This window comes from Streptomyces sp. NPDC030809 (assembly GCF_055572195.1).
Genome location: NZ_JBVIDV010000002.1, coordinates 69,827 through 90,316, shown reverse-complemented (window position 1 = coordinate 90,316; position 20,490 = coordinate 69,827). Strand labels below are relative to the sequence as shown.

Sequence of the window (20,490 nt, the reverse complement as noted above, 5' to 3'; positions counted from 1 at the left end):
CCAGAAGCACTGCGCGGCCTTCACAGTTCAGTCGGCCTGAACGGCCACGGGGGTGGGGCCGCCCTTCTCGGCGTCCGAGAAGAGGAGCGTGGGCTCGGCGAGGATGTCGCGGCCCGCCTCGCTCTTGTAGATCTCGTCCACGCTGCCGAACCGGGCTTCGGTGTAGTCGAGTTCGAGCAAGGCGGCGGCCTGACGGACGGACGCCTCGTCGGGGCCCTCGATCTCGACGAAGGTGGGGAGGTCGGGCCAGGTGTCGAAGTCGAAGGCGACCTCTCCGAGGCGCCACTCCTCGCGGTAGTTCTCCTGGTAGCGGACCTCGCGCAGACCGAGCTGGCGGAGGATGTCCGCCATGGCGTGCAGGTCGGCGATCTCGGTCTCGATCTCGGTGGTGCCATCGATCGTGGTGGAGTCGGTGACCTGCTTGAGCGTGAGCGTGGAGCGGGTGCCCTCGTCTCGCAGGCGGAGCCAGGCCCCGCCGTCCAGGTTGTCGTTCTCGAAGATCTTGCGGGTGAGGAGGGTCTGGGGGAACGCCTGGACGGCGCCCAGCCTGGTCAGCCTGTCCTGGAGGTCGGCGACGTCGACGGCCAGGAACTTCGCCTCGTACTCGTGCTTCATCAGTCCTTCTTCCCGTAGCGGTGCAGGGTGGGCGTACGGGCCGCCAGGAGCAGGCCCATGCGGTGGGTGTGGTCCTGGAGCTGCCCGACGTGGGCCCGCTCGGTGAACTCGGTCGTCCGCAGCGTGAGCAGGACGTCCCAGTCGCCGATGAAGTGGCGGCGGAGCTTTTCGGGGGACGTGTAGTGCTCGACCAGGAAGTGGCGCTGCTCGACGGGCATCATGAACTCCGCGCCGAACAGGCCCCCGGGACGCACGAGGCGCTGCATGCGGTCGACGAACTCGGCGAGCGGGCGGTGGTGGTTGGCACTGTAGTGCCACGAGCAACTCGTCCAGACGGCGTCGCAGGGCGAGTCCAGCGGCTCGCCGGTGAGGAAGTCCTCCTCCACCACCTGCACGCGGTCGTACAGCTCCTCCAGCTTGAGCCGGTCGATCAGCCCCAGCGCGTGGGCGTGCTCGTCACCCGGAAGGTGGACCTCGCCACCGTGCAGGGCGAGCGGGTCGCGCTCTATGGCCACGACGCGGTAGCCGACGGCGGCCAGCGGCAGGATGAACTTGCCGTCACTGGCTCCGACGACGGCGACCGTGGCGTCAGGCGCGGTGTGCTCCCTCAGCGCGGCGAGGAACTGGGGGAAGAAGGTGAGGGTGTGCTCCCATAGGCTCTGCGTCTGCACGGGCGTGCGCTCCTTGGGTGTCGGTGGCGAGGATCGCCTGAAGGACCTCGTCGGGGCCGCGGCCGGTGGTGTCCACGGGGTACATCGGGAACCCCGCGTAGGCGTCGGTAACGCGGCCCGAAGCGCTCTCGACCAGGGCGTCCCAGCGGGAGTCCGGCTTGTCCCGGCTGGCGAGCCGGGCCTGGCGCTCGTCCTCCGCGCACACCAGGTAGTACGTGACCGGCTGCGGCAGGGCGGGCGGCAGCGTGATGCCGAAGCGGGCGCCGAGCGCACGGTGGTTGGCCAGGCAGCGGGCGAAGTAGCTCTCCACGACGACGGAGGTCCCGGCGGACAGGTACCGCCGAATCTCGTCGGCCGCGGTGAACAGGGCGGAGAGGTAGAAGCACATCCGGGCCTCCACGTTCCCCCGTCTGTCCACCTCCCGCCGCAGCGGCTGGTAGAAGGCCGGCACGGTCGGGACCAGGACAGCTTCCCGGGCCGCGGCCAGCATGGGAGCGATCGTCGACTTGCCGGTGCCGCGCAGCCCTTCGATGCTCTCGAACCGCGGGTGGTCATACACGGGCGTACACCACTTCGGGCACCGCAAGGGTGAGCTCGTCGGTGGCGGTCGGGCGGTGGACGATGTGGTCGGCGAGCTTGTCGTACCAGAAGGCGTGGGAGTCCTTGCCGACGGCCTTGCAGGACATGGTCAGCGCGCCGCGCGGATCGGCTTCGATCCGTTCGATCTCCACCGGTCCGCCTACGGGGGTGCAGATCTCGGGGGCGCCGTCCTCGGACAGGTCCTCGTCGACGATCACCTCGATGGCCAGCTGGGTGTCCTGGAGCTGCTCGCGCAGGCGGGCGTACGCAGCGGAGTCGGTGATCAGCAGCTCGGGGTGGTTGGCGGCATGGCCGACCGGTCGCAGGCAGTGCAGCTTGAGCTGGCGCGCGCCGAGGTTCTGGAGTGTGCGGGCCAACGGCAGGACCTCGTCGATGTTGCTGGAGGTGACCGTCATGGTCGCCCCGGTGCGGACGCCGAGCTCCCGGGCGAGGTCGAGAGCGCACAGCGCACTCTCGTAGCTGCCGGCCTTGCGGATGTGGTCGTTGGTCGAGCCGATGCCCTCCAGCGAGATCCGCAGCAAGTCCACGTAAGGGGCGATCTCGGTGAGCCGGCGCTCAATCCGGTAGCCGTTCGTGCAGATCTCGACCTGGAGGCCCAGCTCCTGCTTGGCGTGCCGGACGACGCGGCCGAGCTCCTTGTAGACGAACGGCTCGCCGCCGAGCAGGGTGACGGCCTCGGTGCCGTACTCCTCGCGCATGAGGGTGAGGAGGTTCGCGGCCTGCTCGGCGGTGAACGCGTCGGCGTGCTGGAGCCGCGTGCCGTGGAAGCAGTGCAGGCACTCGAAGTTGCAGCGGTACAGCAGCTGCAGGTACAGCATCCGGATCCTGCGGATCCCGGTGACTTCCCCGATCACGTGTGGGCCCCCTTCGACCAGTCGCCTCGTTGGAGCCCTGATCGTGGCCGAGGGGGCTGGGACCGCATCACCGCGTATACGGACGCTCCCGAGGACGTCCCGGGACGTTTCAGCGGCCCGCGAAGCCCTCCAGGAGCGCGATGACCCGTTCTGTGTCCGACAGGTCTGGCAGCACGACGGACGCGCCGGCGGCTGCCAGCTCGTCGGCGCTGTGGATACCGGAGGCGACGGCGATGATCTCCGAGCCGGTGGCGAGGGCGGCCTCGACGTCCCGGGGGGTATCCCCGATCAGCACGACCGGGACGTCTTCACCTACGCCCCGTAGGCGCTGGACCCGTTCCCGCGCGACCGCGACGAGATCGGGCCGCTGCTCGGCATCGGCCCCATACGCCCCAACAGGCAGATCCAGCAGCGGATCGAGATCGAAGGCGGACAGCTTTACTCGGGCATTGGCCGCGATGTTCCCGGTCAGCACCGAGGACACCCAGCCGGGATGCGCCGATGCCATCAGAAGTACGTCGCGCACTCCTGGCAGCGCCGTCCCCCGACGGCGCAGATCCTCCTGGCGCCTCTGGCCGGCCTCGGTGAGAGCTGCCTCGACCAGGGACCACTCAGGCTCTTCCCGCCCGTGCTGCTGGAACATCCCGCGCATGATCAGGCGATCCGTCCGGCCCTCCGTCCGGGCCGACCCCACAGGGGCGTGACCAACGAGGGCTGAGAAGGCGGCGGCATAGATCTCCTTGCTGACGCCTGCGTTCTCGATGAGGGTGTGGTCGATGTCCCATAGGACGATGAGCTGCATGGCGTCAGCGTAAGGACAGTCACCTTTCCCCATGCCGCGGGAACGTCCCGAAACGTCCTTGCCCGATCACTCCCGGCTCCGCTTGCATGACACCTGTGAACGAGCGACTGCACTCCGTGCTCGCCCAGCGCGGCGTCTCCCCCGAGTCGCTCGCCGAGCTTTGCGAGGTGGACCCCAAGACCGTTGGCCGCTGGCTTGGCGGTCGCGTGCCGCACCCACGGCATCGGTTCCGGGCCGCCCAACACCTCCGGGTGGAGGAGTCCTTCCTCTGGCCCGCCCCACAGCCACGGGCGACCAAGCCCACGGCCGCGTCAGGCAGCGAACTGGTCGGCACCTACGAGAACCGCGCCAGCGTCCCCCGAGACATGTGGCTCAGCCTCCTCCGAGAGGCACGGAAGCAGATCGGTGTGCTGGTCTTCTCCGGCACGTTCTTCGCCCAGTCCAACCCCCGGGTCGCCCAGATGCTTGCCGAGCGGGCCGCCGACGGCGTCCGCGTACGCCTGTGCTTCGGAGACCCGGGCGGCCAAGCCGTCGCCATCCGAGGACGCGAGGAAGGCATCGGCGACACGCTCGCCGCCAAGATCCGCGCCTCCCTTACTTACTACCGCCCGCTGCTGCCCGAGGCCGGCTGCGAAGTGCGGCTCCACGACACCACGCTGTACACGTCCTTGTTCCGCTACGACGACCACCTGCTGGTCAACCCGCATGTGTGGGGCCGACCCGCCAGCGCCAACCCCCTCCTGCACCTCAAGAGGGCTGACGGCGCAGGGTGGTTCGACAACTACGCTCAAAGCTTCGAAGCCGTCTGGGCCACCGCAAGGCCCTGGGCACCCGATCAGGAGGGCACCGCCGCACATGGGCAGGACTGAGTACTACAACGACCCGGCCGCACCGAAGGCGAACACCCTCATCCCCGCGAGCAACCTGCTCGTCGTCGACGAGAGCGGCGCCATCCTCCTCCAGCGCCGTCGCGACACCGGACAGTGGGCCCTGCCCGGCGGAGCCCAGGACATCGGCGAAACCGCTGCCCAGTGCGCGGTGCGCGAATGCCTGGAGGAGACCGGCATCGTCGCCGAGATCACCGGCTTCCTCGGCGTCTACACCAACCCGAACCACATCGTCGCGTACACCGACGGCGAGATCCGCCAGCAGTACGAGAACACGTACATCGGTCGCCCCATCGGCGGCGAGCCCACGATCAACGACGAGGCCGACGGCGTCCGCTTCATCCCGCCCGCCGACCTCGACCAGTACGACATCCACGCCAGCATGCGCCAGCAGATCGGCGACTACCTCGCCGGCACGTACCCCCACCTCGGCTGAGCCACGCTTGCTGCCTCCACCCGCGCGACGGCCGCGAAGATCTCCGGCGAAGCCCGACGGATGAAGCGGCCCACGAGACTGTCAGCCCCATAGCGGCCCACGATCTCCGCCACCCGCTTATCGGCGGTGGTCTGCTCACCATCGGGCGTCGTCGTCATGTCGCAGTACACGAGCGCGTCCACGACCAGAGGCTCGTCCAGCAACGGGAACTCGCGCTCCAGTACCTCCCTCAACCCACGCTCCTCGGCCTCCAGCAGCGCAAACGAATGGTTCGCCACCAACCGCACCAACCGCTCATCCGCACCATGCTCATCACGCAGGAACCGGGCCCCGTCGAGTGGATGGAACCCAGTGGCTGCCAATCGGGGTGCGTAGCCAACGTCATGCAGCACGGCCGCCGAGGCCAGTAGATCGGCGCTCTCCCCAAGGAGCGGCCCAAGCTCAACCGCCCGAGCCGTCACCCCTTGCGAATGCGCCCAGCGCCGTGGCAGCACGCTGCTCAATTCGTCCTTCGCGACGCGTTGGGCCCACTCGGCCAGTGACTCGTCCATGGATACGTCCATGCCCAACGAGGTACCAGGCACACCCTGAGGATGCCTTCGCGGCTGAAGGCCATGGGACACTTCACGTCCTTGCGCGTCGATGCCGGGCGGGTGCGCGGCATGGGCCTGCACATGGAGAGGCTTCGGAGGAACTGCCGGGCGTCCCCGATCCGCAGCCAGTCCGCGAGCTGGCGTGGATGCGCGGCACCAGGGGCCGCCAGCCCATCCCGTGCCGACGCCCACCGCTGGTGTGGCGGTGCGGGCCACGGCAGGGGCGTGATGAACACGAACTCATGCCCCGTCTGCTCCTTCATGTGCGCGGCGATCCTGCGCTCACCGTCCGGGTCCAGGTCCTCCTTGAGCCCCTCGGGCCCCAGCCGCCGGCCTGCAGGATCTGCTGCGCCTCGGCCATTGTGATCCGCGGGAACGGCGCCCCCGGCACAGCGACCTCGACCCCGAACACCTCCCGGATCTTCTCCCCATGGACCGCGGCCACCTTGGCAATGGCGTGCGCGAGCATCCGCTCCTCGAACGTCATCACGTCCTCGACGTCGTCGATCCACGACAGCTCCACGTCCACACCGGTGAACTCGGTCGCGTGCCGGGAGGTAAACGAGGGCTCAGCCCGGAAGACCGGCCCGATCTCGAAGACCCGGTCGATACCGGCCGCCACCGCCATCTGCTTGTAGAACTGCGGCGAATGGGCCAGGTACGCCGACCGGTCGAAGTACCCGAGCTTGAACACCTCCTCCCCGGACTCCGAGGCGCTCCCCATCAGCTTCGGGGTGTGCATCTCCGTGCAGCCGTGCTCCATGGCGTACTCGCGCAGCCCCTCCTCCAGGGTCGTCTGCACGGCGAACACCAGCTGCGCGGTCTCGCGCTTGCGGACGTCGAAAAACCGCCAGTCGAGCCGGTGCTCGGGCCCGGTCTGCTCGTCGATCGGCAGTGGCGTCTCCGCCAGGTTCAGCACCTCGACCGACTCGGGGACAAGCTCCAGACCGCCGAGCTTTACCTGGGGCGCGTCCACGACGTGCCCGGTGATCCGGACGGCGGACTCCGGGGTGAGGGACTCAAGGACGGCCTCTAGCGGGCCGCCGTCGCGCTTGTGGGTCACCTGGACCATGCCGGAGTGGTCGCGCAGGATCACGAATTGCATCTTGCGCTGCAGTCGGAGTGCGTTCACCCAGCCGGACACGGAGACGGCCTGGTCGATGTGGCCGCGTAGGTCAGAGGTCAGAACGCGGCTCGTAGTGTGGATCATCGCAGCCCTCCAGGGGCGTCGTCATGATCCTTTGGGAGTGCGGGCGAGAAGGGAACTCGCGGTACCACCCCACTTTCGCCGCCACCCGAAGGCAGCAGCCTCATTCAGCCCTGTGACGGGGGCGAACCGGCGGGGCATTGGGCCAGGCGGCCGTTCCTCCCCGCGCTCAGGAGGGTCTTCACCTCGGGCGCGAGTCCGCCTTCCCAGCTGCCGGCGGCTCTCTCTGCTCACGTGATCCTCGGCTACTCGTCTCCGTCGACGCGTTGCCCGAGACAGTAAGCATTCGAGTGGCTCGGTGCAACGTGATTGATGTCGTGGTGTTCGACGCTCCCGCACGCAGGGGATGCGGAGTGCTACGGGGCTAGGACGTTTCATGACCCCTGGTCGTGATCGGAAGGGATCGCTTTTCGTATTCTTGTTCGCCTTGCCCCTTCTCATGCTGTTCGATCATGGCTTGAATGCTTGGCCCTTTGCAGATTCCCCTGGTCGGATGAGTCGATTTTAGCCAGTCCGATCTTGGCTTGAATTGCCTCTTGGTGTTGGCGTGTAAGGCGTCCTTGCTGAGCTGTTGGATCTGTCTCTACTCTCGCCAACTTGTGTCGCTGAGATGCTTGGGGGATTGGTGGTAGCTGGGGCCGGTGGGGTGGGCTCTCCGATGTCGGAGCAGCGGGAGTTCGGGCTGCAGGAGGAATATCGGAGGCGAGTGAAGGAATTTGATCAGCTCGAAGCCGAACTGAAGGCGTTCAAGACCTTCCAGCGGATCTACTGGCTGTGTCTCGCTGGCGCTATCACTCTCGCCTTCCTTCTGGGATATACGGTCGTGGTTGGCCTGTGGCAGGCCAAGCCCCTCTTCACCCGGTATGCCGGCCTCGGGGCCGTCGTCGTCCTGTGGGTCGCGATGGGGTGGCTGCTGTGGCAGAACCGCAAGAAGATCGTGGCGCATACGGGGGACCTGCGTAACAAGCTCCAAGATCGGCAGACGGCGGCAGCCAAGCTGCCCCTCGACTCTCCTTCTGGGCTTCGGATCTACCGAGAAGCTTCGCTCGACATCATCGCTCAATATCGCAAATCGGCGGACAGTAACCGACGCGTCCACAACTTCTTCCAGTTGATCATCATTACGGGGTCGATCGTCACGTCGACACTGACAGCGATGAACGAGGGGGGAAGCCTTGTTCTGCGGATCGTGACGTCGGCGCTGAGTGCGCTTGTCGGTATCTCGGCTGGAGTGACGGGTTACTTCAAGTTCCGCGAGCGTGGATACAACCTCCAGTCGACAGCGGACGAGATCGAAAAGCACTACAACGCATCCCAGTTCATGCTTGATGAGTACGCGGGCAGCGGCGATGCGCCTCTTTCTGAGGAGGAGCGTTTGAGGAAGTACGCCGGCTTCGTTGAAAGGCTGAAGGAAGAGCAGAGGAAGCGTGAGCTCCAGCTCGAACAGTCCAGCTCGGCGAGCGAGGAGCGCGCCGCCTGATGGTTTCGGCAGCTGTTACGGGATGCGCAACGCGATGCATGACTACCGGTAGCGCGCGATTCTCGGCGATGGCGTTGGTTGGGCCCAGGCGTTGAATGCGCAGATAACTCGGTGGCTGCTTGCGCCGCGCTGGCAGTGGAGGGCCTGGCGCCTCAGGTGCGCCCACGGGGCATCCATGACGCCTACGACGGCTTGGTGCCTGGTCGCCCTCGCTTGGGACCCTGGCTACATCCCCTTCGTGCGGCACATGATAGCCAGGCACCCGGTTCTGGTTGGTGGTGAGCCCGGGGTGAGTCTCGATCGTTGGTCGTCCCTGGGCGCCAGGGAGCAGGCCAGGCGCCACGCATGGCTCGATAAGCACGGGGCTACTCCTTTGCACCGGTTGGGGGTTCCGGAGGAGGTCATTGAATTGGCTGGCCTCCACGTCGTTGAGTGGAAGCTTCCACCCGACCGGGACGCAGCCTCCATCGTCGCGCAGCGACGCCCTAACTCATCGGAGGGCTTTGAGCGAGGCCAAGGGTGAGCGCGCGGACGATTCCAGGCCAGCTGGTTGGCGACTTTCGGCACTGTCGCCCAACTGATCACCTCATGACACTTGCGTCATGTCTTCATGGGTAGCAATCGACTTCGAGACGGCCAACGAACACCGGGGGAGCCCCTGCTCCGTCGGGCTTGCGGCTGTGGACAGCGGACGGGTGGTGGAGACCTGGTCGGCCTACATCCAGCCGCCGGTCGCACACCGGCACTTCAATCCGTACAACGTAGGGATCCACGGCATCTCCGCCGGTGACGTGGCAGCGGCGCCCGAGTGGGGCGCGGTGTTGCGCGACATCCTGACCTTCGCTGAGGGCCGTCCGCTTGTGGCCCACAACGCTGGGTTCGACATGAGCGTGATCCGAGCCGCATGTGATGCCGAGGGGATCGCCTGGCCTGAGGTTCAGTACGCCTGTTCGCAGGTCGTTGCCCGCCGTACCTGGAAGCTGTTGAGCTACGGGCTTACCTTCTGCATGGATGCTGCCGGCCTTGCCTTCGCTGATCACCACAACGCCGAGGCAGACGCCCGCGCCGCGGCTGAGGTCATGCTCGCCGCGATGCGTGAGGCGGGGGCGGCGTCTCTGGATGAGCTCTTGGCGAAGCACGAGATCCGCTGGGGTTCCATGACCCCCGATGGACGGTGGTGGGGCAGCCAGTACCAGGGTTCGGGCGAGCGGAAGCCTGTGCCCGGGGCGGACCCGAACGCGGACGAGGACGGGGAGCTGTACGGGCTCACGGTGTGCATCACGGGCACGCTCACGTCGATGAAGAGAGATGAAGCGTTCGCGCGGCTTGCCGCAGCTGGTGCACAGCCGGCGGAGAACGTGACCAAGAAGGCCAACATCCTCGTCTCTGCTTCCCAGACCCAGCTCAAGCCTGGCGACACGCTGAGCGGCAAGGCCAAGAAGGCGCAGGCCCTGCTCGAAGCCGGGCAGGACATCGAGGTCCTGGATGAGGACGAGTTTCTGCGCCGCCTGGGCTCTTGAGACCCGGCCCGGCCTCTTGGACCCCCTGGCCTCGGCTCGACTTCTAAGCCGGGCGCGATCCCCGCTTGGAGGTGAACGTGCAGGTCAGCGCGCATCAGGGATCAACGTGTGCGTGAGCGATGCGTGAGCGGATGGGCTCGGACGGATGGGGTCCGAGCCCGTTGGGGCTCACTCAGCTGGATGGCGGGATGCCGCTGACCAGGCAAGTGACGACAGGTTGGTGTCAGGATTGATCGTCCTGGACGGGCTGCTCGGGACTCATAATCCGTCGGCCGTGGGTTCGAGTCCCACCCGCCCCACCGCAGGCCTGGTCAGAAGAAACGTTCTGACCGGCCGCCCCAGTGCCCCGCCCGGATCTCCGGGACGGGGCACTCGTTGTTTCGGGCCTCGGTGGAGATCAAGATCGGGTAACGGTTCCCCGGGGAGATGCCCCCCTGTGGAGCCATTGGTTCCACTTTCCCCCCGTGTGCGGAGGCATAGGTTCCGCTGACCGCCCCGTGTCAGTGAAGCGGCGGCGGCACATGCCGAACGATCTCAGGGGTGGCCGTTGTACTCCCGCATACCCTCGGGCGCGCTGACGCAGCGCGTCCGCTCGTTGATGAATGGACCGGGCGGGCTCCGCGCCACCGCGACCGCCGTGGCCCTCGTGATGACCGTCTCCTCGATCTACGGCGCCGAGGAGGCCGTGGCCCAGCAGGCTGCGAACCGGGCCGCCGCCGCACAGAACAAGGCCGCGGACAAGCCGTCCGCCGTGACTGCTGCGGCCGACATCGCGTCGGCGCGGGTGGCGGCGCGGCTGTCGGGCAAGCGGGTCGAGGCGTTGTCGGAGCGTACGGAGACTTCGACGACGTGGGTGAACAAGGACGGTTCGCTCACCTCGGAGATTTCCGCGGGTCCGATCCGCTTCCGCGACCCGGCGACGGGTGAGTGGCGTGATGTGGACGTGGCGCTGGCGGAGGCCGCGGACGGTTCCGTGGCTTCGAAGGCGCACCCGCGGGGCCTGCGGCTGGCCGGGAAGACCGGGACGAAGGCCGCCTCGCTGAAGGCTTCGCAGGCGGCTCCGGCGACGGATCTGGTGACCCTCGGCGAGGGCGACCAGGCGATCACCCTCCAGTGGCGTGGTGGTCTGCCGAAGCCGGTGCTGGACGGGACGCGCGCCACTTACGAGAACGCGGTTCCGGGTGCGGATGTGGTCGTGGAGGCGACGCGTACCGGGTTCGAGCAGTTCGTCGAGGTGAAGGCGAAGCCCGCAGTCGGGTTCTCGTACACGCTGCCGTTGCGGACCAGGGGTTTGAAGGTTGCGCAGCAGGCTGATGGCAGTGTGCTGTTCACGGACAAGCGGTCGAAGAAGTCGGCGGTGATGCCGGCTCCGGTGATGTGGGACGCGACGGTCGACAAGGTCTCGGGTGAGCACACCCGGCGGGCGAAGGTCGCCTTGAAGGTCGTCAAGGCCAAGGGCGGTGTCGATCTCGTCATCACCCCGGATGCGGGGTTCCTGGCGGATCCGGCGACGAGGTATCCGGTGACGGTGGACCCGTCCACCTCCACTCTCGGGAACCTGTTCGACACGTATGTGCAGCAGGGTGAGACGGTCGACTGGTCGAACGACACCGAGCTGGACTTGGGCAACCCGGGGACGAAGAACGCCGACGGTACGTTCCGTACCGCGCGTTCCTTCATCACCTGGAACACCGCTCCGGTCGCCGACGCGCTGATCTCGAACGCCACGCTGTCGCTGTGGAACTTCCACTCGGGGAACACGGACTGCTCGGCGCAGCCGTGGGAGTTGTGGACGGCGAACAACGCCTCCACCTCTTCGCGCTGGACGAATCAGCCGGCGATGGTCACGAAGATGGCGACCTCGACGGAGACCAAGGGCAATGCGTCCTGCGCCGCTGACGGCTGGGTCAACGCGAATGCGACGAGCCTGGTGCAGCACTGGGCGAACAACAAGTGGGCGTACTCGGGGATGGGCCTGCGGGCGACCGACGAGACGGATGTCAAGGAGTGGAAGCGGGTCAACTCCGCCAACGCGGCCTCGAATCCGCCGAAGCTGACGGTCACCTACAACTACCGGCCCAAGACCGGTACGAAGCAGGAGGCCGGGGCCCCGTTCTTCTCCTACGGCGGCTCCTACGTGGTCAACACGACCACGCCCACCCTGCGCGACACGTTCGTGGACGCCAACGGCGACAAGGTCAACGGCACCTTCCAGATCTACGACGCGGTCACCGACACGCAGGTCGGGAACGTGATCGTCTCGCCGTGGGTGAACTCCGGGCAGCCGGCCTCGGTGACCGTCCCGGCCGGGGTGCTGACGAACGGCAAGACGTACAAGTTCCGCACCTCTCCGTATGACGGGACGCACTACAACCTGGGCTGGTCGGCCTGGAAGACGTTCACCGTCGACACCAGCGCCCCTTCCGCCCCCACCGGCCTGACCTCCACCGACTACCCGTCGAACGCGTGGGTCAAGGGCGAGGGCCAGGCGGGGAACTTCACCGTCACCCCGCCCACTGCCGATCACAACTGGCTGGAGTGGTCCTTGGACGGGGTCACCTGGACCAAGGTGGTCACCGGCGGTGTCAACGGCACCAAGACCCTCGGCATCGCCCCGCCCAAGGACGGCACGCACACCCTGCAGGTGCGGACGGTGGACAAGGCGGACAACAAGTCGGAAGCCGTCTCGTACACCTTCCATGCGGGTCCGGGTGGTTTCGTGCAGCCCGCGGAGGGCGAGCGCACCGCCCGTCGTCTGCCGCTCGTGGCGGAGGCCGACGGGGCCAAGTACGACAAGGTGTCCTTCTCCTGGCGGCGCTCGGAGGCCGATGCGTGGACGGTGATCCCGGCCGGTGACGTCACCTCCGGCGGCACCCCGCTGACCGCCTGGCCCGCCCCGCTGGTGAACGGCAAGAACGCCGCGCTCGTCTGGAACGCGACCGACACGGTCAACCCGGACGGCACCGTGCAGATCAAGGCCGACTTCACCGGCCCCAACACCGCCACCGGCGCCACCCAGCCCCTCACCGTCATCGTCGACCGCAACGCCACCGGCGCCGCGACGGACACCGCAGGCCCCGGTTCGGTGAACCTGCTGACCGGTGATTTCGCGCTCTCCGCCACCGACGCCGCCGCGCTCGGCCTGTCGGTCTCGCGCACCGCCTCTTCCCGTGAGCCGCAGAAGGGCGGCGGCCAGGAGGGCCAGGCCGCGATCTTCGGCAAGGAGTGGGTCTCCGGTGTCGTGGCCGAGGCCGTCGACTCCGACTGGTCGCACGTGCGCAAGGTGTCGGACACCGCGGTGGACGTCGTCAGCTCCGGCGGGGACGCCATCCACTTCACCGCGAACGCGGCCCGGACCGGCTGGATCCCGGAGGCCGGATCCGAGGACCTGACCCTCACCGGCAGCGTCACCGGCTCCTTCACGCTCTCGGACACCGAGGGCACGGTCACCGAGTTCACCAAGCCCGACCCGGCCGTCGCCACCTGGCAGGTCTCCTCGACCCTGCTGAACGGGCTCAACAACTCCACGACCACCGTGGTCTCGGAGACCGTGACGGTGGACGGAAAGAAGCTGGCCCGCCCCAAGCGGGTCATCGCCCCCACCTCGGCCGTCTCCGCCGCCACCTGCACCGCCACGCCCGCCACCAAGGGCTGCCGCGCGCTGGAGTTCGTCTACGGCTCCTCCACCACCGCCACCGACCTCGTCTTCGGCGATGTCACCGGCCAGGTGAAGGAGATCCGCCTGTGGTCCACCGACCCGGGCGCCGCCTCCGCGACCTCCAAGGCCGTGCAGACGTACGCCTACGACGCCACCGGCCGCCTGCGCCAGGCGTGGAACCCGCTGATCAGCCCCGCGCTGAAGACGGAGTACACCTACGACTCCGCCGGCCGGGTCACCACCCAGACCCCGCCCGGCGAGCTGCCGTGGACCTTCACCTACGGGCAGGCGGGCAACGCCGCCACCGCCGGTGCCGGCATGCTGCTCAAGGCCTCCCGCTCCGGCCTCCAGCAGGGCACCACCAACGTCGAGCAGGGCACCAACACCACCTCCGTCGTCTACGACGTCCCGCTGACCGGCACCAAGGCCCCGTACGCCATGGGCGCCAACGACGTGAAGGCCTGGGGCCAGACCGACGCCCCGACCGACGCCACCGCCGTCTTCCCCGGCGACTCCGTCCCCTCGTCCCACTCCGGCGACGCGCTCACCAGCGGCTCGTACGCCCGGGCGGACGTGACGTACCTCGGTGTCTCCGGGCGCCAGGTCAACGCGGCGGTGCCCGGCGGGCACATCAGCACCACCGAGGCCGACCGCTTCGGCAACACCGTCCGCGAGCTCTCGGCCGCCAACCGGGCCGTGGCCCTCGGCATCAGCGCCGCCGACCGCGCCGTGCAGGCCGACCTCGGCATCGCCCAGCTGCCGTCCGGGGAGCGGGCCAACCTGCTCGCCACGGACTCGGTGTTCAACAGCACCGGCACCCGCGAGCTGGAGGAGTTCGGCCCGCTGCGGCGGATCGACCTCACCGCCGACCTCAAGGACGGCGCCACCCTCCTCGTCCCGGCCGGCACTTCGGTGACCGCCCGTTCGTGGACGGTGAACGAGTACGACGCGGGCCGTCCCACCGACGGCACCGCCAAGGTCAAGGACCAGGTCACCAAGACCACCACCGGCGCGCAGGTGCGCGAGCACGCGTCGGTCCAGGGTGAGCCGCGGACCGTGCAGACCGTGTACGACTGGGCCAAGGGCCTGCCCACGCAGACCGTCAAGGACCCGGGCGGCCTCGCGATCACCGAGTCCACCGAGTACGACGACCAGGGTCGGGTCACCAAGCAGCTGCTGCCCGGCGCCACCGGCACCGACGCGGGCACCCGCGTGACCACGTACTGGTCGGCGACCGGCACCGGCACCTGCCAGGGCCGCCCCGAGTGGGCCGACCAGGTCTGCTCCACCGGTCCGGCCGGTGCCATCACCGGCGGCGGCTCCAACCCGGCCCAGCTGCCGACCACCACCACCGAGTACGACTGGTGGGGCTCGGCGGAGAAGGTCACCGAGACCGCCAACGGCACCACCCGCACCACCACGACCACCTTCGACTCCGCGGGCCGTCCGACCAAGGTCGCCACGACCGGCGGTCTGGGCCAGGCGGTGCCCGAGTCGACCACCGAGTACGACCCGGCCAACGGCAAGGCGGTGAAGACCACCTCCCCGACCGGCGGCACGATCACCAAGGCGTACGACAAGCTCGGCCGCCCGATCTCGTACACGGACGCCGACGGCGGCACCACCACGACCGAGCTGGACCTGCTCGACCGCCCGGTCAAGGTCACCGACAGCGTCCCCTCCACGGTGACGTTCACCTACGACACGGCCGTCGAACCGCGCGGCATGGCCACGAAGCAGACCGACTCCATCGCCGGCTCCTTCCAGCCCACGTACGACGCGGACGGCTCCGTCAGCTCCGAGAAGCTGCCCGGCGGCTACACCCTCACCACCACCGAGGACACCACCGGTGCCACGGTCGGGCGGACCTACACCCGTGACAGCGACGGGGTGACCGTCTACTCCGACGCCACCACCGAGTCCGTCCACGGCCAGGTCACCAGCCACGCCGGCTGGTCCGGCCAGCGCTACGGCTACGACGCCGCCGGCCGCCTGACCTCGGTCGAGGACACCGCCGACACGGTCTGCACCAAGCGCACCTACACCTTCGACAGCCGCGCCAACCGCAAGTCCCTGACCACCGCCGCCGGCACCCCCGGCGCCGACTGCCCCACCACGGGAGGCACCACCGCCACCTCGACGTACGACAGCGCCGACCGGATCACCGATGCCGGCCACACGTACGACAACCTCGGCCGCACCACCGCCCTGCCGGGCCACGGCACGATCGGCTACTACGCCAACGACCTCGTCCACCAGCAGGTCAGCGGCAGCAACCGGCAGACCTGGCAGCTCGACGCGAGCCTGCGCTTCCGCAGCTGGAAGACCGAGACCGGCAGCGGGTCCACCTGGACCCAGACCGGCTCGAAGGTCAACCACTACGACAGCGACAGCGACAACCCGCGCTGGATCACCGAGGACACCGCCACCGGCGCGCTCACCCGCAACGTCGAGTCGGCCTCCGGAGACCTCGCCGCCACCACGAGCAAGACCGGTGAAACCGTCCTCCAGTTCACGACCGTCCACGGCGACGTGGCGCTCCAGCTCCCGCTGGACGTGTCCCAGACCCCGGTGGTCCTGGACAACGACGAGTACGGCAACCCGCGCGCCGGCCAGGCGGCCACCCGCTACGACTGGCTGGGTGCCAAGGAGCGCTCCTCGGAGACGCTCACCGGCCTCACCCTGATGGGCGTCCGCCTGTACAACCCGCTCAGCGGCCGCTTCCTGTCGCTCGACCCGGTCTACGGCGGCAACGCCAACGCCTACGACTACGTCCACGGCGACCCGGTCAACCGCTACGACCTCGACGGCCGCTTCGGCTGGGGCAAGCTGTTCGACCGGGTGGGCACCGGACTGGCCATCGCGGGCATGTTCGGCTGCGCGGCCTGCGCAGCCGTGTCCGCCGGCATCAGCCTGGCCCGCGGCGCCTACAAGGTCTACAAGGGCGACCGCTCCGGCTGGATGGACATCGCCGGCTCGGTCACCTTCGGCGCCGGCAGGGCCTTCTCCTGGTACAACAAGGCGCGCAAGGCCAGGAACATCGCCCGCTCGCCCAAGGGTGTGCGCGGCAAGTCCCGGGCCCACAAGCGGGCCCGCAGCCGGGCGGCCAAGCACCACCGCCGCTACCACCACCGCGTGGTCCGGCGGGCGCACCGCGTGGACAAGTACTACGGATGGTTCAGCACCGGGTACTCGCTCTACGGTGAGTACAAGGACTGGCGCCACCGCTGAGCCGTACCCCGTCCACGGGAGCGGGGCGGCGTGCGCGCACCGGCGCCGCCCCGCGCTCGACCGGAAACCAGACCGGAAGCAGAGAGATGAGCACCACCACACAGCCCTCGTCCCCGTTCCCGTCGGCTCCGTCGAAGAGTTCCGTCCGGCGGTTCGAGCGGATCCTCATGTCCGGACTCCTGCTGGTGTCCGAACGCGGGGACCGGGCCGCCGCCGCGGCGGCCCTCGCGGAGACCGAAGCGGTGCTGGACACGGTCGCCGGGGCCCGCCCGGGGCGGATCGCGCGGAAGGCCGAGCCGGTCTGGGACGAGGCCGTCTCCCTGCTGGGCTTCCGGGCGGGAGCCTGGTTCGTGATCGCGGCGGCCGTGCTCGTGGGCGGGCTGTTCCTGCCCCGCGGGGCGGCCACCGGGTACCTCGTGGTGACCCTGGCCGCCTTCCCCGCCGCGTTCTTCGCGGCCCGCGAGGCGGCCCACGAGATCGCGAAGTCGGCGCTGCGCAGGCAGCGGCTGACGGAGCGGGCCGGGCGCTGGCTGGCCCGGGTGCAGCGGGACGCGTTCGCGCTCCTGCTGGCCGTGCCGATGTGGGGGGTCTGGGCGCTGGTCGTCCAGCCGTAGCCGTAGCCGTTGCTGCACGCAGCCGCAGCCGCAGCCGCAGCCGCAGCCCGACGCAGGCGTGTCCACGGCCGTTGCCCTTGCGCACCCCGGGACCGGGGTGCGGCCGGCCCACCGGAGCCGCAGGCGGGGATCCTCCCGCCTGCGGCTCCGCCGTTTCCGCGGGCCGGGGTGCGGCCGCACGGACGGGGACGACAGGGCCGCGGGGCCGCGGGCCGTGTGGCCGCGGGCTCGCGGCCCGGCGGATCAGACGGCCTCGGTGGCGTCCGCCAGATGGTGGAGGACGTCCGCCAGTTGCTCGCGGCGGGCGTACACCGCCCGCTGGCGGTGCGCTCCCGAGCCGTCGCGAAGCAGCGCGGCCAGGGCGTCGGCGGTGTGGTCGAGGTCGCCGGCCGCGGCCAGTGCCGGGGCCAGCCGGTCCAGCAGGGATTCGGCGAGGGCGGCGGCGGGCACCTCGGCGCCGGTGTACGGGTCCAGGCCGAACCCCTCCAGGCCGTCGTGCGCAGCCCGCCAGCGGGCCAGGCGCAGTACGTCGTCCCGTACGACGGGCTCGGGCCGCGCCCCCTCGTGCTCGCGCAGCGCGGTGGCGACCAGGGCCCGGCCGAGGGCGGCCTGCAGGACGGCCGCGTCCAGGTCGGGGGACATGTCGGGGGCCCGGATCTCCAGCGTGGGCCAGGTACCGGAGGGCCGGAGGTCCCAGTAGACCATCTTGGTGTCGAGCGCCGCCCCCGAGCCGATGAGCATCTCCACCGCGTGCCGGTAGTGGGCGGTGGACGTGAAGTGCGGCGGGAGCCCGGCGGAGGGCCAGGAGCCCCAGGCCAGCGCCCGCCAGCTGGCGTGGCCGGTGTCCCGGCCGTCCCAGAAGGGCGAGTTGGCGCCCAGCGCGATCAGCGTGGGCAGCCAGGGCCGGACCCGGTTGGCGACGGCCACGGCGGTGTCCGTGTCGAGGGTCCCGACGTGGACGTGCCGGCCGCAGCCCACGAGGTTGTCGGTGAGCGCGCCGAACCGCTGGAACTGGGCGCGCTGGCGGGGTTCGTCGTGGTTGAGCGCGAGGGGCAGCTCCCGGGCCAGGACGGGCGAAGGACTGGCGAGCAGCCGGCAGCCGTGCTGCCGGGCCGCCTTGCTGAGGATCCGCCGCAGCCCGGAGAGCTCCTCGCGGAGCCGTTCGGCGGTGTCGACCACCGGAGTGGCGATCTCCACCTGGTAGCGGGTGCCCTCGGAGTGCAGCTCCGGCCGGACGCCGCCCACGGATTCGAGTACCTCCGTCGCGACGGGCACGAGCCGCCAGGTGCGGGCGTCGACGAGCAGGAACTCCTCTTCGACACCCAGGGTGAGGGGAACGGTTCCGGTCGGCTGCGCGGGGGCCCCGGAGATTTCGGATGTGCTCTTGCCAGGTTCGATCACTGCGCCTCCCTGGACATACGAGTCGTTTCATCATGAGCCGACCGGGGGCCGCAGGCGAACACCGTTTCGGTCAATCCCCGGTGAACTGCGGCGAGTTCCTCTGCGCCTGTTGTGCGAACAGCAAGCGCGGCGGACCTCGGGAGTGGCTCCCGGGGCCCGGGGTGCCGCCGGTGTGCGCGGTGGCGGTGGGCCGACGACGGCGGCGGCGGTACGGGCCGACCGGCGGGGGCGGGTGCCGCGGCGGGCCGGGCGGGACTGCCGTCCCGCGGGCCGGGAACGCGCTTTCGACCCGAGGGCGTGCGGTTTACCATCCCGTGTGACCCGAACGACCGCGGACAAAGCCCCCCAGGACCCGCCCGCACAGCCGGACGGCGGCCGGCCGCCCCGTGCGCGGATCTTCGCCGACCTCACACCGCTGCGCGAGTCCCCGGACTACCGGCGGCTGTGGCTGGGGAACACGATCGTCTGGCTCGGGCAGGCGATGACCTCCCTGGCGATCTCCCTCCAGGTCTACGACATCACCCGGTCCAGCTTCTCCGTGGGACTGGTCGGCCTCTGCTCGCTCGTCCCGCTCGTGGTCTTCGGGCTGTACGGGGGCGCCATCGCCGACACCGTGGACCGGCGCAAGCTCGGGCTGTACAGCTCGGCCGGGGCCGCCGCGCTGACCGTGGCCCTGGCGGTAGCGGCCGTGCTCGGCTTCCACCGGGTCTGGTTCCTCTACACCGTCGTGGCGCTCCAGTCGGTCTGCTTCGCGCTGATCGCACCCGCCCGCGCCGCCATGGTCCCCAAGCTGCTGCCGCCCGCGCAGCTGCCCGCCGCCAACGCCCTGACCTCGGTCACCAACACCTTCGGCATGACGATCGGGCCGGTGCTCGGCGGGGTCATCACCGGCTGGTGGGGCTACCAGGCCGCCTACATCGTGGACGCCGTCAGCTTCTCCGCCGCCCTGTACGCGATGTGGCGGCTGCCCGCGATGCCGCCCGAGCGGGCCGAGGGCAAGCAGGGGAGGGCCTCCGTACTCGACGGGCTGCGGTTCCTCGCCACCCGGCCCAACATCCGGATGACCTTCTTCTCCGACCTGTGCGCCATGGTCCTCGCGCACCCCCGGGCGCTGTTCCCCGCGGTCGCCGGACTCTGGTACGGGGGCGATGCCAAGACCGTCGGCCTGCTGGTGGCGGCCCCGGCCGTGGGCGCCATGCTCGGCGGGGTCTTCTCCGGCTGGCAGGGGCGGATCCGGCGGCACGGGCTGGTGATCCTGGTCTCGGTGGCCGCGTGGGGGCTGGCCGTCGCGGTGTTCGGGATCACGCGGAACCTGTGGCTCGGGCTGCTCTTCCTGGCCGTCGCCGGGTGGGCCGACACCATCTCCATGGTGTTCCGCACGACCATGCTCCAGACCGCGACCCCCGACGACATGCGCGGCCGGCTCCAAGGCGTCTTCATCATCGTGGTCGCGGGCGGGCCCCGGCTCGGGGACTTCCTCGCGGGCTCGGCGGCCGACCTGGCCTCGCCGCGCGTCGCCGTCATCGGCGGCGGCCTCGCGTGCGTGCTGGCCGTGGGCCTGCTGGCGGCCCGCTGGCGCGGCTTCGCCCGCTACGACGCGCGCGACCCGCAGCCCTGAGCGGGGTCCGGGGGATCCGCCCCGGACCCCGCGCCTCCCACCCCTCCGGCAGCCGCCGCCGTACCGGCCGCCCCGTCTCGGGGTGCTCCGCAGCCTGCCCGTACCGCAGGCGCTGCGGCTGCCCCCGGAAGGCCGGGCGGCCCCGAACCAGACCTTCGAATCCCCCCTGCGGCACCGACGCCGAGGGCCGCAGCCTCCAGCGGATCCAGACCCGGGAACGCGGCCGGGACGCGGAATTCACCCCGGCCCGGCAGTACGCCCACCCCGTAGGCCCCGGCCAAACCGGTGGAGCTCGCGCCCACG

Annotated in this window: 14 protein-coding genes and 1 pseudogene; 7 read left to right on the top strand and 8 right to left on the bottom strand. The window is 69.7% G+C overall.

What is annotated here, in order from left to right; all coding sequences use genetic code 11:
* Positions 1 to 27 precede the first annotated feature (27 nt).
* The 5 genes from ACZ407_RS03100 to ACZ407_RS03080 form a co-directional block, all read right to left on the bottom strand.
* Positions 28 to 615 carry a class IV adenylate cyclase gene (locus ACZ407_RS03100; RefSeq protein ID WP_468125030.1) on the bottom strand — a complete coding sequence of 196 codons (588 nt, stop codon included), beginning with the start codon at positions 613 to 615 and terminating at the stop codon, positions 28 to 30.
* Positions 615 to 1,286, bottom strand: a complete 672-nt coding sequence (locus ACZ407_RS03095) for a class I SAM-dependent methyltransferase (RefSeq protein WP_468125029.1) — start codon at positions 1,284 to 1,286, stop codon at positions 615 to 617. Before ACZ407_RS03095 ends, ACZ407_RS03100 begins: the two co-directional genes overlap by 1 nt.
* Positions 1,204 to 1,845, bottom strand: a complete 642-nt coding sequence (locus tag ACZ407_RS03090; protein WP_468125028.1) for a P-loop nucleotide/nucleoside kinase family protein — start codon at positions 1,843 to 1,845, stop codon at positions 1,204 to 1,206. The genes ACZ407_RS03095 and ACZ407_RS03090 overlap by 83 nt, the downstream gene beginning before the upstream one ends.
* Positions 1,838 to 2,740 carry a radical SAM protein gene (locus tag ACZ407_RS03085; RefSeq protein WP_468125026.1) on the bottom strand — a complete coding sequence of 301 codons (903 nt, stop codon included), beginning with the start codon at positions 2,738 to 2,740 and terminating at the stop codon, positions 1,838 to 1,840. Before ACZ407_RS03085 ends, ACZ407_RS03090 begins: the two co-directional genes overlap by 8 nt.
* A gap of 109 nt (positions 2,741 to 2,849) precedes the next feature.
* A complete protein-coding gene (locus ACZ407_RS03080; protein WP_468125025.1) occupies positions 2,850 to 3,542 on the bottom strand; it encodes an HAD family hydrolase in 693 nt (230 codons plus the stop codon).
* 95 nt (positions 3,543 to 3,637) lie between these two features.
* Between ACZ407_RS03080 and ACZ407_RS03075 the strand changes: the two genes are divergently transcribed.
* Positions 3,638 to 4,411 carry an XRE family transcriptional regulator gene (locus ACZ407_RS03075; RefSeq protein ID WP_468125023.1) on the top strand — a complete coding sequence of 258 codons (774 nt, stop codon included), beginning with the start codon at positions 3,638 to 3,640 and terminating at the stop codon, positions 4,409 to 4,411.
* Positions 4,398 to 4,865 (top strand): NUDIX hydrolase, encoded by a 468-nt coding sequence (locus ACZ407_RS03070; protein ID WP_468125021.1) that lies wholly within the window; start codon positions 4,398 to 4,400, stop codon positions 4,863 to 4,865. The genes ACZ407_RS03075 and ACZ407_RS03070 overlap by 14 nt, the downstream gene beginning before the upstream one ends.
* Here the strand turns inward: ACZ407_RS03070 and ACZ407_RS03065 are convergent.
* Together ACZ407_RS03065 and ACZ407_RS03060 are read right to left on the bottom strand one after the other, a co-directional pair.
* The gene (locus ACZ407_RS03065) at positions 4,832 to 5,416 is read right to left on the bottom strand and encodes an HD domain-containing protein (protein WP_468125019.1); all 585 of its coding nucleotides are present in this window, start codon (positions 5,414 to 5,416) and stop codon (positions 4,832 to 4,834) included. The two genes, ACZ407_RS03070 and ACZ407_RS03065, sit on opposite strands and share 34 nt — an antisense overlap.
* A gap of 215 nt (positions 5,417 to 5,631) precedes the next feature.
* Positions 5,632 to 6,668: pseudogene (locus ACZ407_RS03060) on the bottom strand (amino acid--tRNA ligase-related protein); the annotation flags it as partial.
* 655 nt (positions 6,669 to 7,323) lie between these two features.
* Between ACZ407_RS03060 and ACZ407_RS03055 the strand changes: the two are divergent.
* The 4 genes from ACZ407_RS03055 (at position 7,324) to ACZ407_RS03040 (ending at position 17,168) form a co-directional block, all read left to right on the top strand.
* A complete protein-coding gene (locus ACZ407_RS03055; protein WP_468125018.1) occupies positions 7,324 to 8,145 on the top strand; it encodes a DUF4231 domain-containing protein in 822 nt (273 codons plus the stop codon).
* Positions 8,146 to 8,747: 602 nt separating this feature from the next.
* A complete protein-coding gene (locus tag ACZ407_RS03050) occupies positions 8,748 to 9,665 on the top strand; it encodes an exonuclease domain-containing protein (RefSeq protein WP_468125016.1) in 918 nt (305 codons plus the stop codon).
* Positions 9,666 to 10,314: 649 nt separating this feature from the next.
* Positions 10,315 to 16,554 (top strand): DNRLRE domain-containing protein, encoded by a 6,240-nt coding sequence (locus tag ACZ407_RS03045; protein WP_468125463.1) that lies wholly within the window; start codon positions 10,315 to 10,317, stop codon positions 16,552 to 16,554.
* A gap of 86 nt (positions 16,555 to 16,640) precedes the next feature.
* Positions 16,641 to 17,168, top strand: coding sequence for a hypothetical protein (locus tag ACZ407_RS03040; protein ID WP_468125015.1), 528 nt, complete (start codon positions 16,641 to 16,643; stop codon positions 17,166 to 17,168).
* Positions 17,169 to 17,411: 243 nt separating this feature from the next.
* Here the strand turns inward: ACZ407_RS03040 and ACZ407_RS03035 are convergent, their stop codons facing one another.
* A complete protein-coding gene (locus tag ACZ407_RS03035) occupies positions 17,412 to 18,569 on the bottom strand; it encodes a carboxylate-amine ligase (protein ID WP_468125013.1) in 1,158 nt (385 codons plus the stop codon).
* 316 nt (positions 18,570 to 18,885) lie between these two features.
* Between ACZ407_RS03035 and ACZ407_RS03030 the strand changes: the two genes are divergently transcribed.
* Positions 18,886 to 20,187, top strand: a complete 1,302-nt coding sequence (locus tag ACZ407_RS03030) for an MFS transporter (RefSeq protein WP_468125012.1) — start codon at positions 18,886 to 18,888, stop codon at positions 20,185 to 20,187.
* Positions 20,188 to 20,490 lie beyond the last annotated feature (303 nt).